Source organism: Pseudonocardia terrae (assembly GCF_021343995.1).
In the GTDB taxonomy this organism is placed as follows: Bacteria; Actinomycetota; Actinomycetes; order Mycobacteriales; family Pseudonocardiaceae; genus Pseudonocardia; species Pseudonocardia terrae.
Genome location: NZ_JAJTTE010000008.1, coordinates 72,835 through 92,923, shown reverse-complemented (window position 1 = coordinate 92,923; position 20,089 = coordinate 72,835). Strand labels below are relative to the sequence as shown.

The 20,089-nt window shown below is 72.9% G+C and carries 20 protein-coding genes, 1 tRNA gene and 2 pseudogenes; 12 read left to right on the top strand and 11 right to left on the bottom strand.

Translation table 11 applies throughout. The features are described 5' to 3' along the window. Positions 1–422 precede the first annotated feature (422 nt). Together LWC33_RS07625 and LWC33_RS07620 are read left to right on the top strand one after the other, a co-directional pair. The gene (locus LWC33_RS07625; RefSeq protein WP_233303522.1) at positions 423–1,589 is read left to right on the top strand and encodes a hypothetical protein; all 1,167 of its coding nucleotides are present in this window, start codon (positions 423–425) and stop codon (positions 1,587–1,589) included. Continuing rightward, positions 1,586–2,176, top strand: coding sequence for a hypothetical protein (locus LWC33_RS07620; RefSeq protein WP_233303521.1), 591 nt, complete (start codon positions 1,586–1,588; stop codon positions 2,174–2,176). The genes LWC33_RS07625 and LWC33_RS07620 overlap by 4 nt, the downstream gene beginning before the upstream one ends. A 288-nt stretch (positions 2,177–2,464) precedes the next feature. On the opposite strand, the pseudogene LWC33_RS07615 reads toward LWC33_RS07620, so the two are convergent. Then, positions 2,465–2,763 (bottom strand): annotated as a pseudogene (locus tag LWC33_RS07615) (IS1380 family transposase); the annotation flags it as partial. A gap of 140 nt (positions 2,764–2,903) precedes the next feature. Here LWC33_RS07615 and LWC33_RS07610 point away from each other — a divergent pair. Beyond that, a pseudogene (locus tag LWC33_RS07610) lies at positions 2,904–4,219 on the top strand (ISL3 family transposase). A 114-nt stretch (positions 4,220–4,333) separates the two neighbouring features. Here LWC33_RS07610 and LWC33_RS07605 read toward each other — a convergent pair. From LWC33_RS07605 to LWC33_RS07595, 3 genes are all read right to left on the bottom strand, one after another. Continuing rightward, positions 4,334–4,750: a hypothetical protein gene (locus LWC33_RS07605; protein WP_233303520.1), complete on the bottom strand. Its 417-nt coding sequence runs from the start codon at positions 4,748–4,750 to the stop codon at positions 4,334–4,336. Between the two features lie 376 nt (positions 4,751–5,126). Next, positions 5,127–6,638 (bottom strand): tyrosine-type recombinase/integrase, encoded by a 1,512-nt coding sequence (locus LWC33_RS07600; protein WP_233303519.1) that lies wholly within the window; start codon positions 6,636–6,638, stop codon positions 5,127–5,129. A gap of 79 nt (positions 6,639–6,717) precedes the next feature. Continuing rightward, a tRNA-Arg gene (locus tag LWC33_RS07595) sits at positions 6,718–6,790 on the bottom strand. A 130-nt stretch (positions 6,791–6,920) separates the two neighbouring features. Here LWC33_RS07595 and LWC33_RS07590 point away from each other — a divergent pair. From LWC33_RS07590 to LWC33_RS07580, 3 genes are all read left to right on the top strand, one after another. Continuing rightward, a complete protein-coding gene (locus LWC33_RS07590) occupies positions 6,921–8,093 on the top strand; it encodes an MFS transporter (RefSeq protein ID WP_233303518.1) in 1,173 nt (390 codons plus the stop codon). A 107-nt stretch (positions 8,094–8,200) separates the two neighbouring features. Continuing rightward, the gene (locus LWC33_RS07585; RefSeq protein WP_233303517.1) at positions 8,201–8,899 is read left to right on the top strand and encodes a response regulator transcription factor; all 699 of its coding nucleotides are present in this window, start codon (positions 8,201–8,203) and stop codon (positions 8,897–8,899) included. Continuing rightward, positions 8,896–10,323 (top strand): sensor histidine kinase, encoded by a 1,428-nt coding sequence (locus LWC33_RS07580; protein WP_233303516.1) that lies wholly within the window; start codon positions 8,896–8,898, stop codon positions 10,321–10,323. Before LWC33_RS07585 ends, LWC33_RS07580 begins: the two co-directional genes overlap by 4 nt. Position 10,324: 1 nt before the next feature. Here the strand turns inward: LWC33_RS07580 and LWC33_RS07575 are convergent, their stop codons facing one another. Both LWC33_RS07575 and LWC33_RS07570 read right to left on the bottom strand, forming a co-directional pair. Beyond that, a complete protein-coding gene (locus LWC33_RS07575) occupies positions 10,325–10,984 on the bottom strand; it encodes an SRPBCC family protein (protein ID WP_233303515.1) in 660 nt (219 codons plus the stop codon). Next, positions 10,981–11,628 (bottom strand): ArsR/SmtB family transcription factor, encoded by a 648-nt coding sequence (locus LWC33_RS07570; RefSeq protein WP_233303514.1) that lies wholly within the window; start codon positions 11,626–11,628, stop codon positions 10,981–10,983. The genes LWC33_RS07575 and LWC33_RS07570 overlap by 4 nt, the downstream gene beginning before the upstream one ends. A gap of 144 nt (positions 11,629–11,772) precedes the next feature. Between LWC33_RS07570 and LWC33_RS07565 the strand changes: the two genes are divergently transcribed. Together LWC33_RS07565 and LWC33_RS07560 are read left to right on the top strand one after the other, a co-directional pair. Next, a complete protein-coding gene (locus LWC33_RS07565) occupies positions 11,773–13,272 on the top strand; it encodes a S1C family serine protease (protein ID WP_233303513.1) in 1,500 nt (499 codons plus the stop codon). 243 nt (positions 13,273–13,515) lie between these two features. After that, a complete protein-coding gene (locus tag LWC33_RS07560) occupies positions 13,516–14,007 on the top strand; it encodes a MogA/MoaB family molybdenum cofactor biosynthesis protein (protein ID WP_372463029.1) in 492 nt (163 codons plus the stop codon). Positions 14,008–14,051: 44 nt separating this feature from the next. On the opposite strand, the gene LWC33_RS07555 is transcribed toward LWC33_RS07560, so the two are convergent. Next, positions 14,052–14,579 carry an Rv0909 family putative TA system antitoxin gene (locus tag LWC33_RS07555; RefSeq protein ID WP_233303512.1) on the bottom strand — a complete coding sequence of 176 codons (528 nt, stop codon included), beginning with the start codon at positions 14,577–14,579 and terminating at the stop codon, positions 14,052–14,054. A gap of 91 nt (positions 14,580–14,670) precedes the next feature. Between LWC33_RS07555 and LWC33_RS07550 the strand changes: the two genes are divergently transcribed. After that, on the top strand, positions 14,671–14,838 hold the full coding sequence (locus LWC33_RS07550) for a hypothetical protein (RefSeq protein ID WP_233303511.1): 168 nt from the start codon (positions 14,671–14,673) through the stop codon (positions 14,836–14,838). A gap of 53 nt (positions 14,839–14,891) precedes the next feature. Here the strand turns inward: LWC33_RS07550 and mscL are convergent, their stop codons facing one another. From mscL to LWC33_RS07530, 4 genes are all read right to left on the bottom strand, one after another. Continuing rightward, entirely contained in the window at positions 14,892–15,311 is a 420-nt protein-coding gene (gene mscL, locus LWC33_RS07545) for a large conductance mechanosensitive channel protein MscL (protein WP_233303510.1), read from the bottom strand. A 47-nt stretch (positions 15,312–15,358) separates the two neighbouring features. After that, positions 15,359–16,069, bottom strand: coding sequence for an SAF domain-containing protein (locus LWC33_RS07540; RefSeq protein ID WP_233303509.1), 711 nt, complete (start codon positions 16,067–16,069; stop codon positions 15,359–15,361). Between the two features lie 97 nt (positions 16,070–16,166). Further along, positions 16,167–16,490 carry an FmdB family zinc ribbon protein gene (locus LWC33_RS07535; protein ID WP_233303508.1) on the bottom strand — a complete coding sequence of 108 codons (324 nt, stop codon included), beginning with the start codon at positions 16,488–16,490 and terminating at the stop codon, positions 16,167–16,169. Positions 16,491–16,541: 51 nt separating this feature from the next. After that, positions 16,542–17,228, bottom strand: coding sequence for a 5-formyltetrahydrofolate cyclo-ligase (locus LWC33_RS07530; protein ID WP_308190917.1), 687 nt, complete (start codon positions 17,226–17,228; stop codon positions 16,542–16,544). 34 nt (positions 17,229–17,262) lie between these two features. Between LWC33_RS07530 and LWC33_RS07525 the strand changes: the two genes are divergently transcribed. Genes LWC33_RS07525 through LWC33_RS07515 form a run of 3 tightly spaced genes read left to right on the top strand, consistent with a single transcriptional unit; the run spans position 17,263 to position 20,052 of the window. Beyond that, complete coding sequence (locus tag LWC33_RS07525) at positions 17,263–18,150, top strand: UTP--glucose-1-phosphate uridylyltransferase (RefSeq protein WP_233303507.1); 888 nt, start codon at positions 17,263–17,265, stop codon at positions 18,148–18,150. Between the two features lie 4 nt (positions 18,151–18,154). Beyond that, the gene (gene glp, locus LWC33_RS07520; protein ID WP_233303506.1) at positions 18,155–19,384 is read left to right on the top strand and encodes a molybdotransferase-like divisome protein Glp; all 1,230 of its coding nucleotides are present in this window, start codon (positions 18,155–18,157) and stop codon (positions 19,382–19,384) included. 5 nt (positions 19,385–19,389) lie between these two features. Further along, positions 19,390–20,052: a GNAT family N-acetyltransferase gene (locus LWC33_RS07515; RefSeq protein WP_233303505.1), complete on the top strand. Its 663-nt coding sequence runs from the start codon at positions 19,390–19,392 to the stop codon at positions 20,050–20,052. The last annotated feature ends 37 nt before the right edge of the window (positions 20,053–20,089 follow it).

Sequence of the window (20,089 nt, the reverse complement as noted above, 5' to 3'; positions counted from 1 at the left end):
CACCCGTCGGGCCGACCGCCGGCTCCGCCGGACGGCCGCCTGCCGCTGCCCCCGCCGTCCTCGCTTTCAGCGACGCCGACGGCACGGCACTCGTCGACACGAACGGCGTCGTCACCCGGGTCTCCTCCGCGGCGGCCGCGGCGGACGGCCTGGTCTGGTCGCCGGACTCACAGCGTCTCGCCTGGCAGGACGAGGCGCCCAACGACAACCCCACCCAAGCCGGGATCGTGCACGTTGTCGACCGCACTGGCACCGAGCACCGCTACCCGTGCCCGTGTCGGGGCATCGCGTTCTTGGGTAACGACCTCGCGTCCTTCACCACGGACGGAGCCGCGCTGACGATCTTCCCGGCCGACGGATCGACGCCCCGGCGGTTGCGGCTGAACCCACCGCAGCCGCTCTACTCGCACCTAGTCGGCAGCGTGGGCGACAACGTCGTGCTCGCCGCCAGCATCCCCGAGCAGCAGGCCGACTTCCGGGCGCAGTATTCGTTGATGACCGTAGACCGGACGGGGGCCGTGCAGCTGCGTGTGGATCGCAGCGGCCAGGTCTCCTACCCACAGCGGGTGGCGTCCGTCCCCGGAGTATCGCGGTTCGCGTGGGTCGATCACCCCAGTAGCGGGGCGTGCTCAGCGAGCGACGACTTGCGCACTGTTGATGGCACCGGGACGTCGAGTCCGGTCGATCCCCCGCGACCCGCAGACGAGCACATGCGCGGCGGCGAGCTGAACGAGGGCAGCCGCCAGGTCGTGTCCACCTCACCCGCCGGCACCGCGACCGTCGTGACCTATGGGCCGCTCGGTGGCTGCCGCCCGGTCTACCCGCAGCGGCTGGTGTCCTACCTCGTCGGCGGAGCGACGCCGACCTACCTTGGCAGCGGGATGCTCGCACTCGCGTTCGGGGCGGACGGCCGGACTGCGCGGATCGTGGCCAGCGACCCGGCGACCCGCGAGCACGCCGCAGCCCTTAGCGAGAGGTCGCCCGCTCCACCCTCCGGCCTCGATCCCGAGGCTGGCCGGCTCGACTTCACCACCGCTGACGGCCGGACGAGCACTCTCGCCGCGCACGCCACGGCGATCGCGTTCACCCCGGCCGAGGCCGCGGCGGGCCAGGCGGTGCCGGACCCGCCAGCCGCACCGTCGCGCATTGACACCGACGTGACCGGCGCGAAGATCCCCACCAGCACGGCCGATCTCCTCGCCGCGATCCGCACGGCCGCCGCCGCCGGCGACACAGCCGCCCTCGCCGAGCTCTGCGCGCACTGTGTCGACGACTCGGTGAGCTGGATCCGCACGGACCGCGGCGCGAGCGCGACACTCGCCCGGTTCGCCGCGACCCACCCGATCGTCTATGGCCCGTCCGTCGTCGTCCCAGGCTTGTCGATGCAGGCCTGCATCGACACCAACGAGCGGGAGCAGACCTGCACCGCCGAGCAGATTGCCGACGCCGGTGTGCTTGGGCTCGAGCCGGGCATCGCGACTGGAAACCTCGACGGCTGGGACGAGTACCACGCGACCGGCCCGCGGTATCTCGTTGTCGAGATGCGTGATGGTGATGCCTTCTGGACCGGGACAACGCTCGCCGGATGAGTACTCGGACCACTTCTCGCATCGTGGGTGTCCTCGCGACGGTAATCGTGGCCGCTGCGTGCGCGGCGGAGCCGGTCGCGGTGCGACCGGCGACACCGGCGGCACCCGCCTCGGCGACAGTCGCGTTCGGCGGCTCCGGCGTCGCGACCGTCGGCGCGACGGAGTCGGACATCCGTGCCGCGGAACCGACAGCGGCGCCGGCGCAGGCGTCCGGGCCGTGCTCATTCATCGCCACGACTGGGACCACGCAGGGCGGCCGTCCGGCGGGCTACCTGCTTGGGCGTGACCACCGCCTCATCGGGTTCTCCCCGCCAGCCGGCACTCGCACAGACCGGGGCGTCGGTGTCGGCGATACGCTAGGACGGATCCGCGCTGCCTATCCCGGGACTCACCTGAGCTGGGTCTACGGTCACCAGGGCACCGAGTGGGTGGCCGTGGTGAGCCAGCCTGGCGCCGACGAGGCTGCCATCGGCTTCGCGTTCGACGGCTCCAACCCAGTCGATCATCCGGACGACTTGGCGGAGGCCATTGATATCGCGTCCGGCTCCCGAGAGTTCGCTTCGGGGTTCGAGCTGTGCAATGAATGACCGCGCACTGCGCATCGCCTATGGCGGACAGCCCTTCGGTCTGCCCTGGCCGTAAGCTTCGCCCGGGCTGGTGCGCCTTTCGGCGGCGGGGACTGAACCGTCCTGGGTGGTGGAGAGGCTCCTGATCTAGCAAGGAGACTGGAGCTGTGGGAGCACCTCGGAAGTGAACCGCCCTTGCCGACGGAGAGGCTCCTGATCTAGCAAGGAGACTGGAGTCGTGGGAGCACCTCGGAAGTTCGATGAGGAGACCCGTGCCCGCGCGGTCCGCCTCTACCTGGACCGTCTGCGCACCTCGGTGCGCGCGGCCAGCGCGACCAGGTGTTGGCGTAGCACCGATTCCAGCTGGCGGGCGTGCCCGAAGCTGAACTCCCGCAACAGCACCCCCAGGGTCGAGGGCGCATAGACCCCGTCGAACAGAGCCGGTGTCCCGCCCGCGCGCAACAGGTCCAGATCGTCAATGCTGTCCGCGCCGGCGCACATCCCGGCGATCACGCCCAGCAGCTTCGGGGCCGGTTCGCCGCCCCAGACTTGATCCGCGGTGTCTTGATCGACACCGCCTCGGCGAGGATCTCCGGGAGCCGGGTTTGCTGGCTCTTCCGGAAACAGAGTGCAGGTGAGGGCGTGATCGTCCCGGCGGCAGAGGTCGTGTCGCTGCGCTGAGGCGGGCCCCGAGAAGTTGATGATGAAGGTTCCTACGCCGAACACCATCAACAAGCCCGGGGACCCGATGTCGCAGCCTACGTGCCCGCCTGCCCAGATCGTGGCCGACACGATCGTCCGGACCGTCGAGCTCGGGGTGCGGATCACCGACGCCGCGCTGCACGGTGAGACCACGGTGCTGTGGTGTGACCTGCTCACCGACGGCCCCGGGTCGTGCCCGGGGTGCGGGTTGGTCGGGGTGTACCGAGACAGCGTCGAGCGCCGGGTCACCGATGTCCCGGTGGTCGGGCATCCGCTACAGCTGCGGGTCCGAGTGCCGCGCTACCGGTGCGTGCATGACGGCTGCACTCGCGAGATCTTCGCCCACGACAGCAGCAGCCTGGCCCGACCCGGTGCTTCGACCACCCGGCGGTGCGCGGAGTATGTGTTGCGCCGCTTGGCGATCGACAAGGCCACCGTCTCCGCGGTCGCCCGAGAACTGGGTCGTAGCTGGGACACCGTGAACAGCGTCGCCGTCGCCGCGACCGAGGCTCTGCTGCGCTCCGCCGGCCCCGCCCGCCTCGATGGGGTGCGGGTGATCGGGGTTGACGAGCACAAGTGGGCCCATGTGTTCGGCGCCGAAGGCGACGGATTCGTCACCGTGATCACCGACCTGACCGCGGTCGTGGCCGGTCAGGGGCGTGCGCGGCTGCTCGACCTGGTCTCGGGACGCTCGGCCCAGGCGCTGAGGACCTGGCTCGAGGCCCGCGACCCGGCCTTCCGCGACGGCGTCCGGGTCGTAGCGATGGACGGGTTCGGCGGCTACAAGAACGCGGCCACCGACGCCGTCCCGGACGCGGTCACCGTGATGGACCCGTTCCACGTCGTCGCGCTGGCCGGGCACAAGCTCGACCTGTGTCGCCAACGCGTCCAACAGGACACCCTCGGCCACCGCGGCCGCTCCGGGGACCCGCTCTACCGCGTCCGCCGCACACACTGCGCACCCGTCTGGGGCTGCTCACCGACAAGCAGCGGACCCGGCTCGAGGCGGTCTTCGCCGCCGAGGAACACGTCGCGGTCGAGGTCACCTGGTGGGCCTACCAGCAGATCATCGCCGCCTACGCCGACCAGGACCGCCGCCGCGGCAAGACCCTCCTGACCGCGGTCATCGACCGACTCCGCGCCGGGCTACCGGCCGGCATCAAGGAACTCGCCACCCTCGGACGGACCCTGCACCGCCGCCGCGCCGACGTCCTCGCCTACTTCGACCACCACGCCTCGAACGGCCCGACCGAGGCCATCAACGGCCGCCTCGAAGCACTCCGCCGCAACGCCCTCGGCTTCCGCAACCTGATCAACTACCGAATCCGGTCACTCCTGCACTGCGGAGTCCTCGCACTCTAGATCCGGAAGAGCCAGTTAAGTCGGGTATTGCACGCTGCAGCTCGTGAGCGTCGGTGCTGAGGTCCACGGGCTCAGCGACGGCGGGTGCCCTGCTGCCCCAGGCAACACCGGGGGTCAGCGCACCCAGTACGGAAGCGCCGTAGGCACCCCCGGCGTGATCATCGTCCACCACTCGTTCGCCGTGATGGTTCTAGCCGGTGCTGCGCCACAAGCGAACAACACCGTGGCAACACGTCTGTTCATGTCGAACGTGTAGATGAACTGAGCTCCCAGCAGCTGGCCGGGAGCGTACCATTGGTCGGCGAGATGACCGCCCGGGTAAATCGAGCGCTGCGTCCAATTCATCGGCGCGATACCGCACACGCGCTCGATCAGGCCGAGCTCGATGCAGTTGATGTCGTCGACCTGGGTGCCGCTGCCCGTTGTATGGACGGCGCAGCCGAGCGGCGTCATGAGTGGGGCCGACGCCGCTGCCGTCTCCGCTATGCTCGATTTGTTCACGCTCACCCCGAGGACCACGAAGAGCGCCACGAGGGCAAGAGCGCCGAGGCTGATCCACCTGATCGTCCGCCCCTTGCTGGACCGCTGCTGCGGCGTCGGCGGGACCTGCCGAATGGGCATGGTGAGTGCCTCGTCCCACGGCTTGAACGACCGCTGCTCCGGCGCCTGCGGGGTCGGCGCAGGCCTCTTCGCATGACGAGGATGGTTTGGAACGCCAGAGGGCAACGACACAAGAGGCCTCCGTGGCCAGGGGAGCAAGCCGTACATCTCATGGTCGTCGGCCGTCTAAGCTCGTTACAAAGATCAGCTAGCGCGCGCCAGCGCCGATCTGACGGCTCAAGGCGGCCGCATGCCGGGCCGGCGCCCGATTCGGTAGGACGTGTCAGCCCGCCTCCGCTCTACTCGACTAATCGCTACAGACGATCGCCCGCTTGCCTCGGCTTACGGCGACAAGTCCGGCGAGCTTGAGCACAGCTATCGCGCGATTGGCGGTTCCTGCTGAAACCTGATAGCGCTCCTTGAGCTTCTCGACGGTAGGAAGAGGGTCACCAGGAGCGAGGGCTCCACACGTGATCGCAGCCTGGAGGTCGGCGGCTATCCGTTGGTAGGGGCTCTCATGGTCAGCTGCAGTCGCGGGCGCCCGCGCACTGATTTCCTCGAGGTGAATCGGCGGCGCGGGCATTCTTACGCCGAAATCCTTGACCGCCCGTTGATCCGCTTCAGCGACCCAAGCCGTGTATGCTCGCAGTGTTGTAGAGCCGCCCCCTCCATGGCCGAGCCGGCCAGCGACAGTTCGGATGTCGACTCCTGCCGTGATCAGTTCGGTGGCTGAATAGTGACGGAGCTGGTGAAGGTGCATATCCCACCCCAGTCGGCGGCACATGCGGACGTACCGATTCGAGATTGAGGACGGGCGATGCCAAGTGCTGTGGTCGATGGCCGGAGAGAAGATGCGGCTTTGTGGCACGAGGTCGACCTCTACCGCGGCCGCCTGTTCTACGCATTGCTGTCGGTAGGCGCGAAGCAGCGCCACCGTGCTGCCGTCGAGGGCGATTCGGCGCTGCTGATGGGTCTTCGTGCCCTTCTCCCAAGTGCGGCTGTTCTCCTGCGCGATGCTGGTCCGGATCGTGAGGACTGCTCGGTCCAAGTCGAGCAGGTCCCAGCGGAGCGCACACAGCTCTCCGCGCCGGGCGTCGGTCGTCATGGCCAGCCAGAGGAAGACACCCCACCAGGTGTCCTTGAAGGCGGCGTTGAGGATTGCGGCGCCTTGCTCGGCCGTCGGAGGGCTGGGCTCTGGCCTCGCACCACGGGGCGGCTCGGCCTGGTCCATCGGGTTGACAGTGATCCAACGCCATCGGACCGCTCGCGCAAGGGCTCCACTGAGACAGAAGTAGGCCTTACGGATCGTGGAGACTGCCAGCGGTCGGCAGACATGGGGCCCGCAACGATCATCGCAGTCGTGGGGGCCGTCGGTAACGTGCTCGATGAACGGGCGACCGTCGCAATGGCGGCGACATCTCCGCAGGAGGGCTTGGTGGGCGTCAAGCGTCTCGCCGTTGAGCTTGCTGACGGGGAGGTGGCCCAGGAGTGGGCGGATGTGCGTCCGGATGACCTGCTCGTAGCGGCTCCGCGTCGTCTCTTCGGCGTCGAGAAGCTCGAGGTAGCGGTCCATGAGCTGGTTGACCGTGGCCTTGGTGCGCGGGCTGCGCTGCTCGTCGACCTCGTTGACCAGCCGTCTGCGGACCTTCTCGGCCTCGGCGGGCGCCTTGGGGCCGGCGGGGACGGTCTCGACCAGATAGTTGCGCTTGCCGCTGAGGGCGTCGACACCTGCATAGACGCGAACTCGCAGCGAGCCGCTGGGCAGAACCTCGATCTCACCGCGAGTGCGCCGCTTCGGGGCGGTAGCGCCGGTCGCCATGGAGCCATCGTAGCCGGGCTCGCTCCACGAATAGCTCCATGCGATCCGGCTGCAACCTCCGAATAGCGGTCTGACCTTGTGCCCCCGGCAGGATTCGAACCTGCGACACCCGCTTTAGGAGAGCGGTGCTCTATCCCCTGAGCTACGAGGGCTTGCGGCAGCATCCTAACGGCGTCGTCCGCTGGCCGTGGGTGACCCGTCGAACACCCGAGGACGCCTGATCGGGGCCTAGGCTGGGAGAGTTCGGCTTTCTGGGTGCATAAGGGGGTCACCGTGCGGTCGGTGCGCGTCGCGCTGCTCGCGCTGGCGCTGGGGGCGTTCGCCCTCGGGACGGGCGAGTTCACCGTGATGGGGCTGCTGCCCGAGGTCGCCGGCGACCTGCAGGTGTCGATCCCCGAGGCCGGGCACCTCGTGTCGGCGTACGCGATCGGCGTGGTCGTCGGGGCGCCGCTGCTCATCGCGGCCGCGACCCGGCTGCCGCGCCGCCGGGCGCTGATCGTGATGATCGGGCTCTACGGGGTGGCGCACCTGCTGTCTGCGGCCGCGCCGGGCTACCACCTCGTGATGCTCGGGCGGTTCCTGTCCGGGCTGCCGCACGGGGCCTACTTCGGGATCGCGGCGATCGTCGCGGGCTCGCTCGCGGCCCCGGACCGGCGGGCCCGGGCGATGGCGCAGATGTTCGCCGGGCTGACGGTCGCGAACATCGTCGGCGTCCCGCTCTCGACGCTCCTGGGGCAGCTCGTCGGCTGGCGGTGGACCTTCGCCGCGGTCGGCGTGATCGGGCTGGCTGCCGCCGTCCTGATCAGGTTCGTGGTCCCGGACGTCCGGCCCGAGGGCGGCCGTCCGCGCCTGGCCGACGAGCTCCGCGCGCTGACCCGCCGCCCGGTCTGGCTGACCCTGCTCATCGCGGTCCTCGGCGGAGCGACCCTCTTCGCCAGCTACAGCTACGTGGCGCCGATGCTCACCGATGTCGCCGGCTACCCGGCCGCCGCGATCACGCTGCTGCTCGCGATGTTCGGCGTCGGCATGACGGTCGGCAACGCCTTCGGCGCCCGGCTGGCGGACATCGACCCGATGCGTGCGATCCGCATGGTCCTGGCCGCCGACGCGGTCGTGGCGCTCGCACTGGTGCCGGCGATGCACCACCCGGTCAGCGCGGCGATCGTGCTGTTCCTCTTCGCCGTCACGACCTTCTCGCTGATCCCGTCGGCCCAGCTGCGGATCATCGACGGCGCCGAGGGCGCCCCGCACATGGCCGCCGGCTCCATGCACGCCGCGTTCAACCTGGCCAACGCCCTCGGGGCCTGGTTGGGCGGCATGGCGATCGCGATGGGCTTCGGGCTGACCTCGCCCAACGTCGTCGCCGCCCTCCTCGCGGTCGCCGGGCTCGTCGTCGCGACGATCTCGGCGGTCGTCGAGCGCCGCAGTGTGCAGCGGGAGCCGGTCACCGTCTGACCTGCGGGCCGGCGGCAGCCGTTCCGGTAGCGCGCGCCGCCCGGACCGGACGAGCGTCACAGGGGCCTCTCAGACGCTTCTCAGAACGCCGCGCGAGACTGACGGCCATGCGAATCCTCGTCGTCGACGACGACCGTGCGGTGCGCGAGTCGCTGCGCCGCTCGCTGGCCTTCAACGGATACCAGGTCGATCTCGCGAGCGACGGGTTCGCCGCGCTCGAGGCCGTCGACGCGCAGCGGCCCGACGCGATGGTGCTCGACGTCATGATGCCCCGGCTCGACGGGCTGGAGGTCTGCCGGCGCATGCGTGCGGCCGGTGACGAGCTGCCGATCCTCGTGCTCACCGCCCGCGACGCGGTGTCCGACCGCGTGGCCGGCCTCGACGCCGGGGCCGACGACTACCTGCCCAAGCCCTTCGCGCTGGAGGAGCTGCTGGCCCGGCTGCGCGCCCTGCTCCGCCGCCGGACGGTCGACGACATCGCGGCCGCGGCGGGGCAGTCGCGCGTGCTGGAGTTCGCCGATCTCTCGCTCGACCCGGACACCCGTGACGTCCGCCGTGGGGAGCGGCCGATCAGCCTCACCCGCACCGAGTTCTCGCTGCTGGAGCTGTTGCTGTCGCACCCGCGCCGGGTGCTGACCCGCGCGCAGATCCTCGAGCAGGTCTGGGGCTACGACTTCCCGACCACGGGCAACGCCCTCGAGGTCTACATCGGATACCTGCGGCGCAAGACCGAGGCCGAGGGCGAACCGCGGCTGATCCACACCGTGCGCGGCGTGGGCTATGTGTTGCGCGAGACGCCGCCGTGACCGAGCGCGGACACTGGCCGTCGGTCCGGGAGCGGCTGGACCGGGTCAGCCTGCGCGCGCGGATCGGGATCCTGGCGGCCGCGGTGGCGGCCGCCGTCGTCGTGCTGGTGTCGTTGGCGGCGTTCCTGATCGTGCGGCAGAGCATCCTGCAGACGCTGGACGACAACCTCTACCAGCGCGCCACGGCCGCCGCGCAGAGCGAGCTGGCCAAGCCCGAGCTGATCTCGACGATCCCGCCGGAGGTGCTGGGGGCCGGGGACATCCGCGTCGCCCTGGTGTACGCCTCGGGCTTCGCACAGTCGGCCGAGGGCCAGGCCTCCGCGCCGCCGCTGAGCGACGCCGAGCTCGCCGTCGCCCGGGGCGAGGAGGACGACAGCTTCCGGACGGCGGCCGGGTACCGGGTCGTCGCGGTGGAGGCCGGCACCGGCCGGGCGCTCGTGATCGCGCAGAAGATGGACTCCACGCAGGCCGTGCTGTCGGAGCTGGCCACGGCACTGCCGGTGATCGGCGGCATCGGGGTGGTGCTCGCGGCGTTCGCCGGCGTGGCCGTCGCCCGGGCCGGGCTGCGGCCGGTGCAGCGGCTGACCGCGGCGGCCGAGCGGGTCACGGCGACGGGGGAGCTGCGGCCGATCCCGGTCAGCGGGTCCGACGAGCTGGCCCGGCTCACGCAGAGCTTCAACGAGATGCTCGGGGGGCTCGCCGCGTCGCAGGAGCAGCAGCGCCGCCTGGTCGCCGACGCCGGGCACGAGCTGCGCACGCCGTTGACCTCGCTGCGCACCAACCTCGAGCTGCTCGCGGCCGCCGACAGGCCGGGCGCACCGATCCTGCCCGCGGAGGACCGCGAGGAGATGCTGGCCGACGTCCGGGCGCAGGTCGAGGAGCTCACCCAGCTCATCGGCGACCTCACCGAGCTGGCTCGGGAGGAGGCCCCGGCCGTGCCGCGGGAACCCGTCGAGATGACCGACGTCGTCGAGCGGGCCCTGGAGCGCGTCCGCCGGCGTGCGGGGGACGTCGAGATCGACGTGTCCCTGGCGCCGTGGACGCTCGTCGGCGATGCCACCGCCCTCGAGCGGGCCGTGCTGAACCTGCTGGACAACGCGGTGAAGTGGAGCCCGCCCGACGGCCGGGTCCGATTGCGGATGGTGCCGCTCGACGACTGGACGATGGTGGTCGAGGTCGCCGACTCGGGCCCCGGCATCGCCGAGGACGACCTTCCGCACGTCTTCGAGCGCTTCTACCGCGCCGACACCTCCCGCACGATGCCGGGCTCCGGGCTGGGGCTGGCGATCGTGCGGCAGGTGGCGGTGCGGCACGGTGGCGCGGCCTGGGCCGGTCGCGCCCCCGAGGGCGGCGCGCTGCTCTCGCTGCGGCTGCCCGGCCGTCGCGGGGACGTCCTGCCGCCCGAGGAGCGCGCCGCCGGCTGACTCAGCCCGCGACGACGTCGGCGAACCAGCGCGTCCACTCCGCGGTCGTCGCCGTTGCGTCGACGCCCGGGGCGTAGGCGTGGTGCCCGACGGCGACCGGCATCCCGAGCAGCGACCGCTCGTGGAAGCGGATCAGCGCGTCGGCGGTCCGGACGCCGAGATAGTGCTCGGTGCGCTTGTCGACCACCCCGGGGCCGCCGAGGAGCTCGACCGGGTCGCCCTCGGCCGGGTCGCCGAGAGCGGCGAGGATGCGCTTCCAGGCGTCCGGCGAGTTCGGTGCCTCGGCCTCGATGTACACCGCCGGGCGGCCGGGGAAGTGGCGGACGTACTCGCCGAGGGTGAAGAGGTAGAGGTCCCAGCCGAAGCCGGTCATGGTCTCGAACTCGTCGCCCCAGTCGTCCTCGGCCATGCCGCTGTGGACGAACCGGAGCACGGTCGTGCCGCCGCTCGCGGCCTCGAGGACGTACTCGATCGCCTGGGTGCCGAAGCGTTGCTCGAGCCGGCGCGGCGGGTCCTCGTCGAACTCGGCGCCGGCCTCCTCGGGATCGGGGCCGGTCATGAACCAGCCGGCCTGTCCCTCCGGCGTCGCGATCGCACGCCAGACCTCCTCGGGGCTCGCGGGCAGGACCACCTCGCGGCGGATCTCGAACGGGCGGCTCACGGCGACTCCTCGGTATGTGTCTCGGTCTCGGTGTCGGATTCGGTGTCCGGCCCGGCGTCCGGCAGGGCGGGATGGAGGGCGACGACGAGGCGGTGCGGCCGCCCACCAGGTGCCGCCCCATCGTGGTAGCGGGCGACCAGTGCGGTGACGGCCTCGCCGAGCTCGCGGGCGAACGCCGCGCGGTCGGCGGCGGTGGCGAACCGGACCTCGCCGTCGACGGCGAAGGTGGCCACCCGCTTGCGGCCGGCGCGGGTGATGAGCGTCCCCACCTCGCGCAGCAGCCGCGCGGCGAGGGCGAGCAGCCACTGGGCCGACAGCCGGTCCGGCTCGCGTTCCGGGTCCGGTGCCACCAGCGCCCAGGCCTGCGGGGACACCACGTACGCGCTCGCGGTCGCCCGCAGCACGCGCTCCGTCATGTTCCCCCTGCGGCGCTCCTCGACGAGCTCGACGAGGCCGTGCGTCTCCAGCGCCCGGAGGTGGTAGTTCACCTTCTGCCTGGTCAGGCCCAGTTCGGCGGCGAGCGAGGTGGCCGAACCCGGCTCCCGCAACGCGCGCAGCAGCCGGGCCCGGACCGGGTCGAGGGCGACCGCGGCGGCCGCCCCGTCCTGGATCACCACGGTTCCCGCCGCCGTCCGGTTCGTCACGGTTGGGACCGTGCCACCGACAACAATTCTTGTCAAGGAAGGAGGTCTTGTCGGAGGCGCTGGGCGCGTCGGCGGGCCGCCCGCCTACCCTGTCGCCGCGGCGGCCGCGGACGCGCCCGTCGGAGCGAGGAGCACGGGACCCCGATGACCGACGACGAGCGCTCCGGCCACGGGGCCGGAGGGCGGCACGCCGCCGGGCGCACGCCCGCCGAGAGCACCGACGGGAGCGACGTCGTGCGTCCCCCCGAGGGGGATCCGTTGGAGCCGACGCCGCCCCGGGGACTGCCGGTGCCCGATCCGTTGACGGACACCGGACGACACGCGCTGATCGAGCCGGACCACACAGCGCCTCCACGGTCGGATCCGGCGGCACGGCCGGAGTCCGCGATCCCGGGGGCGCCCGGATCGAGCGCGCCGGAGATGCTCGCGCACGCCGCACCGGGCGCGGCCGCGTCGGCACCGTCCGGCAGGGCCGCCGACGCCCCGGAGGTGCTCGCGCATGCCGCGCCGGGTGCGCCCGCCTCGGTGCCGTCCGGCGGAACGACCGACGACGGGGAAGAGCCCGGTCGCAGCCGGCCCGGACGGCTGCGGCGGTACGCGCCGCTGGCCGCCGCGGCCGTCGTCGTGGCGCTCCTCGCGGGGCTGGCCGGAGGCTGGATCGGCTGGACCCTCGCCGGGCGGAGCGTGGCCGACGGCGCGCTCGGCCGGCCGCTGCCCCAGGCCGACCCGGCGTCGTCCCAGCTCACCCCCGTCGAGGCGGTGGCGGCGAAGGTGCTGCCGAGCGTCGTGCTGCTCAAGGTCGAGGGCGGCGGGCCCGGCGAGGACGAGGGCTCCGGCATCGTGCTCAGCGCGGACGGCCTCGTGCTGACCAACGACCACGTGGTCTCGCCCGCGGCCGCGGGCGGCACGATCACCGCGCTACTGCAGGACGGCCGGGCCTTGGCCGGACGGATCGTCGGCCGCGACACCGGCTCCGACCTCTCCCTCGTCCGGCTCGACGGGGCGGCCGGGCTCACCGCAGCCGAGCTGGGGAACTCCGACTCCCTGCGGGTCGGTCAGCAGGTCGTCGCGATCGGCGCACCGCTGGGCCTCGACGGCACCGTGACCACGGGCATCGTCAGCGCGCTCGACCGGGCCGTCAGCGTCGGCGGCGACCAGGGCGGGCAGGCGACCGTCCTCAACGCCGTCCAGCACGACGCCCCCATCAACCCCGGCAACTCGGGTGGGCCCCTCGTCGACCTGCAGGGCCGCGTGGTCGGCGTCAACTCGGCCATCGCGAGCACCGGGGGCAACCAGGGCGGCTCGATCGGCGTCGGGTTCTCGATCCCGGTCAACCAGGCCCGACGCGTGGCCGACGAGCTGAACCGGGCCGGGCGTGCGACGCGGGCGGTCCTGGGGGTCACGGTCACCGGCGTCGGGCAGCCCGCGGGCGGCGGCGCCGTTGTCGGGCAGGTCACACCGGGTGGACCCGCCGCTGTGGCCGGGCTCCACCCCGGTGACGTCGTGCTCCGCGTCGGCGACCGCCCGATCGCCGACGGTGACGAGCTCGTCGCGGCGGTCCGCGACCATCAGCCCGGTGAACAGGTCGGACTGACCCTCACGGACCGTCAGGTCACGGTCACCCTCGCGGGTGAGCCCAGCTAGCTACCGCCGGGGGATCCGCGAGTGTCAACCGGCGCAGATCCGGCCCGGGAGCGGCGCGGGGCCCGCGTTTCGGGTCATGATGGAGGTGTCCGTGTCGTGGTGCCCCGCGACCCGGACACAGGGTCCGCGTCGGTGCCGGCACCCCCTCCCAGTGCCGGCGCGGTCCCGCCCTGTCCGGGCGGGCCCGAACCCACCACCCGAGGCGCCGCCCGGTGCCGGGCCCACTACGGTGAGCGCATGGAGATGGCGACCCCGCAGCTCGGCCGTGCCCTCGTGGTGATCGTGGACGACCGGGTCAGCCATGGCGAGACCCAGGACCGCACCGGTCCACTCGTCGCGGAGCTGCTCGAGGAGGCCGGCTTCGTGGTCGACGGCGCGGTGACCGTGCCGGGCGAGGCCGTCGCGATCCGCAACGCGCTCAACACCGCCGTGATCGGCGGCGTCGACCTCGTGATCACCGTCGGCGGCACCGGGGTGTCGCCGCGGGACGTCACGGCCGACGCCACCGCGGGCGTCCTCGACCGGCCGATCCCCGGCATCGCGGAGGCGCTGCGGGCCTCGGGGCTCGCCGCCGGCGCCGTCGACGCGGGGCTCTCCCGCGGGCTCGTCGGCATCTCGGGCAGCACCCTGGTGGTGAACCTGGCCTCCTCGCGGGCCGCGGTGCGCGACGGCATGGCCACGTTGTCGCCGCTGGTCACGCACGTCATCAGCGAGCTGTCGAGCCTCGACGCCTGACGCGCCGGAGGTGAGCCCGGGCGGCAGCGCCCGGGCGTGAGCCGTCAGCCGGGCGGCATCGGGCCACTGCCCGGCTTCGCCCCGGGTGCACCGGCGTCGCCGGCCGGCGGGGCCGTGGTGGGCGTCGGTGAGGGCGTGGCCGGGGTCGTCGGCGTCGCGCTCGGTGCGCCCGTGGCGGTGGGCGCGGTGGGCTCCGCCGTGGCGGACCCGGTGGTGGTGGCTCCGGTCGAGGCGGCGCCCTCGGTGGCGGTCCCGTTCTGCTTGAGGGCGTCGCCGACCTTGCCCTTGACGGCGCCGATCTTGTCGCTGTACTTGTGCCCGGTGGCGTGGTCGACCTTCTGGGCCGCCTTCTCGACCAGCGGGCCGGCCTTCTCCCGCGCCTGCTCGGCGTAGGGGCCGGCCTTCTCCTTGGCCTTCGCGACGTACGGCGCCGCCTTCTCGGAGGCCTTGTCCAGGTACGGCCCGGCCTTCTCCTGCGCCTGGTCGAGGTAGGGCTTGGCCTTCTCCTGCGCCTGGTCCAGGTAGGGCTTGATCTTCTCGAGCAGTTCCTTGGTCATGTCCTGCAGGGTCATGGGGCCCCCTCGTGTTCGCCACCCGGTCACCCGGCGTCCACGGCCATGGTGGCACCGAACCGGGCCCGGTGTGGCCTGGCACCATGGAGGGATGGCCGAACTTCCGGATCGGGTGCGCCGCCGGCTCGCGGAGATCTTCGGCGACACGATGCCCGACGTGACCCGGGACGAGATCGAGGACCCGCGCCCGGCGGACCGGGAGCGCGAGCGCGACGAGGAGTGGTACCGGGCGAACCGCCCCCCGCACCACGACCGGTAGCTCTCGGCACCGGCGCTGCGGCCGGCCTGCCCAGGGCCGTGGAAGGCCGCGGGTCAGGCCTGGTGGCGGCCGACGCTGCTGGAGTCGGCCTGCGCCTTGAGCAGATCGCGGATCTCGGCGAGCAGCTCGACGTCCGTCGGCTCCGCGGGGCCCGGCTCCTCGCCCCGCTTGCGGCGGTTCTTGATCGTCTGGATCGGCAGCACGAACACGAAGTAGACGATCGACGCGACGATCAGGAAGTTGATCGCGGCGGCGATGACCTCGGAGAAGTTGATCAGCGTGCTGGGCTTGTCGGCCTGCAGCTGGATGCCGAGCGCCGGCACGTCCGGCGGCGTGATGGCGTTGAGCAGCGGCTGGATGATGCTGCCGGTGAACGCGGTGACGATCGCGGTGAACGCGGCACCGATGACGACCGCGACCGCGAGGTCCACGACGTTGCCGCGCAGGATGAAGTCCTTGAAGCCCTTGAGCACGGTTCTCCTCCGGTGACCGACGGGGTCGGCCTACGTGATCACTACCGTCAGCGGAGCGTAACGGCGACCTGATCGGAGAGCGAGGCGGCGGCGACGTACGTCGCACGATCGCGCGGCAGCGCGACCAGCGCCGATCGGGTGCGGGCACTGCTCCCACCTGCGGCGCCGCCGGGCTCCAGCACGGTCAGGACCACCGCCGAGTCGGCCAGCACCGTCGGCGCCCCGCCCTCGGGCGCGGCCATGACGACGTCGACCCGGACACCCGGGGTGAGCAGCGCGGCGACGTCCGGGTCGGCGAGGCGGACCGGTACCGCGGCCGCGTCGGGGATGCCGGTGGCGGCCGCCGCCAGCGCGGCTCCGGCCAGCCGGAGGTCGGTGACGGGTTCGCCGGCGCGCAACGCTCCGGCCAGGACGCGGCCCTCGGCCGCCGCGACGCCGACGACGCCTGCGGGCACGATCTCGGCGGGCCAGGTGGCGACGGTCAGGTCGGCCGGCGCGACGACGCTCCCCGGGGCGAGGTCCCGGGCGGCCACGACGACCTCGGCCGTGCGACCACCCCCGGCGGGGGAGAGGGCCAGCACGGCGGCGACGACCACGAGCACCCCGGCGAGGCACCGGCGGACCAGGACGGCCCGCCGCCAGCTCGCCCTGCCGAGGAACGCGGCCACCGCCTCGGCCGGCCCGGACGGGCCGGTGGGTGCGCGGGTGGAACCGCCTGCGCCGGCCTTCGGGGCCGGCCGGGCGCGACGCTCTGCCATGGCCGCGACGCTAGGCCGGGAACAGGTGTGTTCCCGGCGCGATCGCGAGCCTGTGGATGAACGGGGCGGGGTGTGGACAACTCCCGCCCCGGAGGCCTCAGGAGGCGGCTGCGGCCGGGGCGCTGGTGGACGATGAGCTGGAGTCGGACTTGGCGGCCGACCCGGAGTCCGACTTCGTGGACGAGGACTCCGAGGAGGAGCTCGCCCCGTCCGAGGAGCTCGAGGAGCTCACGCTGCTCGAGCCGGACCGGCTGTCGGTCCGGTAGAAGCCGCTGCCCTTGAACACGATCCCGACGGAGGAGAAGACCTTGCGCAGCTTGCCGCCACAGACCGGGCACTCGGTCAGCGCGTCGTCCGAGAAGGACTGCACGGCCTCGAACCGGTGGTCGCAGGCGGTACAGGCATACTGGTAGGTCGGCACGTGATCCTCCGGAAACTGGCACTCTGTATGAGCGAGTGCCAGCATAACCCGTCAGCCCCGCCCGTTGTTCCCCGTCGCGACGGTCCCGGGAGTCGGCAGCACCACACCCGTGACCGGACGGTCGTGCGGATCGGTGGGCACCTCGTCGAGCAGTTCGCCGTCGTGCAACAGCGCGACCACCGGCACGCCCGGGGGTACGGCGCCGAGGGTGCGGTCGTAGTAGCCGCCGCCCCGGCCCAGGCGCCGGCCGGACCGGTCCGCGGCGAGCGCGGGCACCAGGACCAGTACCGCCGTCCGCAGTGCGGCCGGCCCGAGTCGCGGCGTGGTGGGCTCGCGCAGCCCGAGGGGGCCGGGGCCGAGAGAGACCGGGCCGGTGTATGCCGCCCAGTCCAGCGGCCCGGGCCGCGGCGGGACCACGGGCAGCAGCACCGAGCGCCCAGCCGCGCGCAGCCCGTCGAGCAGCGCGAGGGAGCCGGGTTCGGCGCCGATCGGCAGGTACGCGCACACCGGGCCCTCGTGCAGCTCCTGCGCCAGCTCCAGCACGTGGCCGCGGAGCTCCTCGGCCGCGGCCGTGCGCTGCTCCGCCGAGAGCGCGCGGCGGGCCGCCAGCAACCGGACGCGCAGCGCGTCCTTCCGCCGGGCGACGTCGGAGGCCGCGGTGCCGTCACCCCGGGTCCCGGCGTCGGACGGTCCGGCGGTCCGGGAGCCCGGTTCGTGTCGCGATTCACGATCCAGCACCCGGACACGCTAGCGGCGCCGATAGGCTCGCGGGATGAGCCAGCCCTCCGCCCTGCGCTCGGCCGTCGTCCCCGCCGCCGGTCTGGGCACGCGCTTCCTCCCGACCACCAAGGCCGTGCCGAAGGAACTGCTGCCGGTCGTCGACACCCCGGGTGTCGAGCTGATCGCCGCCGAGGCCGCCGAGGCGGGGGCCCAGCAGCTGCTGATCGTCACCTCGCCGGGCAAGGAGTCCGTGGCCGCCTACTTCGAGGCCGCGCCCGACCTGGAGAAGACCCTCGAGGCCCGCGGCAAGGAGGCGCTGCTGCAGAAGGTGCAGCGCGCGCCCGGGCTGATCGAGGTCAAGACCGTCTACCAGTACGAGCCCAAGGGCCTCGGGCACGCGGTGGCCCAGGCCGAGCCTGCCCTGGCGGAGGACGAGCAGGCGATCGCGGTCCTGCTGCCGGACGACATCGTGCTGCCCACGGGCGTGCTGAAGCGGATGATCGAGGTGCGCGCCGAGAAGGGTGGCAGCGTCCTCTGCGCCTTCGACATCCCGAAGGAGGAGATCTCGCCCTACGGCGTGTTCGACGTCAGCGACACCGGCGACCCGGACGTCAAGCAGGTCCACGGGATGGTGGAGAAGCCCTCCGCCGAGGAGGCGCCCTCGACCTTCGCCGCCGCGGGCCGCTACGTGCTGGACCGGGCGATCTTCGACGCGCTCCGCCGGATCGAGCCCGGCGCGGGCGGCGAGCTGCAGCTCACCGACGCCGTGCAGCTCCTCATCGACGAGGGCCACCCGGTCCACATCGTGGTCCACCGGGGTGGTCGGCACGACCTCGGGAACCCGGGCGGCTACGTCCGCGCGTTCGTCGACTTCGCCCTCCAACACCCGGATTACGGCGCGTCCCTGCGCACCTGGCTGCAGGAGCGGCTGGAAAACTGACGCCGTGCGGAGTGTGGACGAGCAGCTCAAACGGGTTCTGGAGATCGCGGTCCGACCCGCGCCCGTGCGCGTGGCGATCTCCGACGCCCAGGGTCTGCGGAGCGCCGAGGAGGTCGTGACCTCCCGAGCCCTGCCCGGCTTCGACCAGGCCGCGATCGACGGCTATGCCGTGCGCAGTGTCGACGTCGTCGGCGCGAGCGAGGCCGAGACCGTCGCGCTGCCCGTCGTCGGCGAGATCCCGGCCGGGTCGCGCCAGCCACTGCGGCTGCAGCCCGGGCAGGCCGTGCGGGTGAGCGCGGGTGCGCCGCTGCCCACGCTCGCCGACGCCGTCCTGCCGGTCGCACACACCGACGCCGGCTCCGCGCGCCTGCAGGTCACGCGCGGGGTGCCGTCGGCGGCGTACGTGCGCCGGGTCGGCGAGGACATCCAGCCGGGGGACGTCGCCGTCCGCCGGGACGACCTCATCGGTGCGGCCCAGGTCGCGCTGCTCGCCGCCGCAGGCCGGGACAAGGTGCTGGTCCATCCGCGCCCGCGGGTCTCGGTCGTCTCGATGGGCGACGAGCTGGTCGACGTCTCGCGGCCGGCCTCGGCCGGGCACGTGCCCGACGTCAGCTCCTATGCCGTCGCCGCGGCCGCGCGCGAGGCGGGCGCCGAGATCCCGCGCCCGCCGCGGCTGGTGCGGTCCGACGCGCGCGAGCTGCGGTCGGCGGTGGAGGACCTGCTGCCGTTCAGCGAGGTCGTGGTGGTGTGCGGCGGCGCGGGCGGCAACGCCGGCGCCGAGGCCAAGGCCGCCTTCACCGGGCTGGGCGAGATCGACACGACCCGGGTGGCCATGGCCCCGGGCTCGTCGCAGGCCTTCGGGCGGCTCGGCCGCGACGCCGTGCCCACCTTCCTGTTCCCGGCGAGCCCGGCCACGGCTTTGCTGCTGTTCGAGGTGTTCGTCCGGCCGCTGATCCGGCTCGGGCTCGGCCTGCCGGACCCGTACCGCCGGCAGGTGGCCGCGCGGCTGACCTCACCGGTGTCGTCGCCGCCCGGGCGGCGCTCGTACCTGCGGGGCCGGCTGCTGCGCGAGGTCGCCTCGGGGGACTACCTCGTGCAGCCCCTCGCCACCGGCGGCACGCACCTCCTGGCCACGCTCGCCGGGGCCAACGCGCTCATCTCGGTGCCCGAGGAGACCACGGACGTCACTGTGGACGAGCGCGTCGACGTCACCCTGCTCTCCGTCCGCCGGTAGCCCCGGTGGCCCATACCCAGCCCGAGTACGCCGGGCGCCACCCCGGCTGGCCGGCGCGGCTGGGACCACTGCAGGTCCCGGGTGGGCGGGTCGAGCTCCGGCCGGTCAAGCTCTCGGACGGCGCCGCCTGGTCGGAGATCCGGATCCGCGACCAGCGGCACCTCATCCCGTGGGAGCCGTCGACGCCGGGCGGTTGGGCCCGGCGCAACTCTGCGGGAGAGTGGCCGGGCCGCTGGTGGCTGCTCCGCTCGGCCGCCCGGCGCGGGGCGGCGCTGCCGTTCGCGATCACCCTCGACGACCGGCTGGTCGGCCAGGTGATGGTCGGCAACGTCGTGCGGGAGCCCCTGCTCTCGGCGTACGTCGGCTACTGGTGCGACGCGCGGGTCACGAACAAGGGTGTCACGACGGCGGCCGTGGCCCTCGCCGTCGACCACTGCTTCGGGCCCGTGGGCCTGCACCGGCTGGAGGCGACCGTGCGCCCGGAGAACGGGCCGAGCCTGCGGGTCCTGACCAAGCTCGGCTTCCGCGAGGAGGGGCTCTTCCGCCGCTACCTCGACGTCGACGGGGCCTGGCGGGACCACCTCTGCTTCGCGCAGACCGTCGAGGAGCTGCCACCGGGCGGCCTCGCGGCGCGGCTGGTCGCGGAGGGGCGGGCCTCCCGGGCCTGACCCGCCCCCGACGGGTGGCGCGGCCGCCCGGAACGGT

Excerpts from the sequence above, each read along its gene's own strand:
- LWC33_RS07620 (WP_233303521.1), top strand. The coding sequence starts at position 1,586 with ATGAGTACTCGGACCACTTCTCGCATCGTGGGTGTCCTCGCGACGGTA.
- LWC33_RS07600 (WP_233303519.1), bottom strand. The coding sequence starts at position 6,638 with ATGGCGACCGGCGCTACCGCCCCGAAGCGGCGCACTCGCGGTGAGATC.
- LWC33_RS07585 (WP_233303517.1), top strand. The coding sequence starts at position 8,201 with ATGCGAATCCTCGTCGTCGACGACGACCGTGCGGTGCGCGAGTCGCTG.
- LWC33_RS07565 (WP_233303513.1), top strand. The coding sequence starts at position 11,773 with ATGACCGACGACGAGCGCTCCGGCCACGGGGCCGGAGGGCGGCACGCC.
- LWC33_RS07560 (WP_372463029.1), top strand. The coding sequence starts at position 13,516 with ATGGCGACCCCGCAGCTCGGCCGTGCCCTCGTGGTGATCGTGGACGAC.
- LWC33_RS07555 (WP_233303512.1), bottom strand. The coding sequence starts at position 14,579 with ATGACCCTGCAGGACATGACCAAGGAACTGCTCGAGAAGATCAAGCCC.
- LWC33_RS07550 (WP_233303511.1), top strand. The coding sequence starts at position 14,671 with ATGGCCGAACTTCCGGATCGGGTGCGCCGCCGGCTCGCGGAGATCTTC.
- LWC33_RS07540 (WP_233303509.1), bottom strand. The coding sequence starts at position 16,069 with ATGGCAGAGCGTCGCGCCCGGCCGGCCCCGAAGGCCGGCGCAGGCGGT.
- LWC33_RS07525 (WP_233303507.1), top strand. The coding sequence starts at position 17,263 with ATGAGCCAGCCCTCCGCCCTGCGCTCGGCCGTCGTCCCCGCCGCCGGT.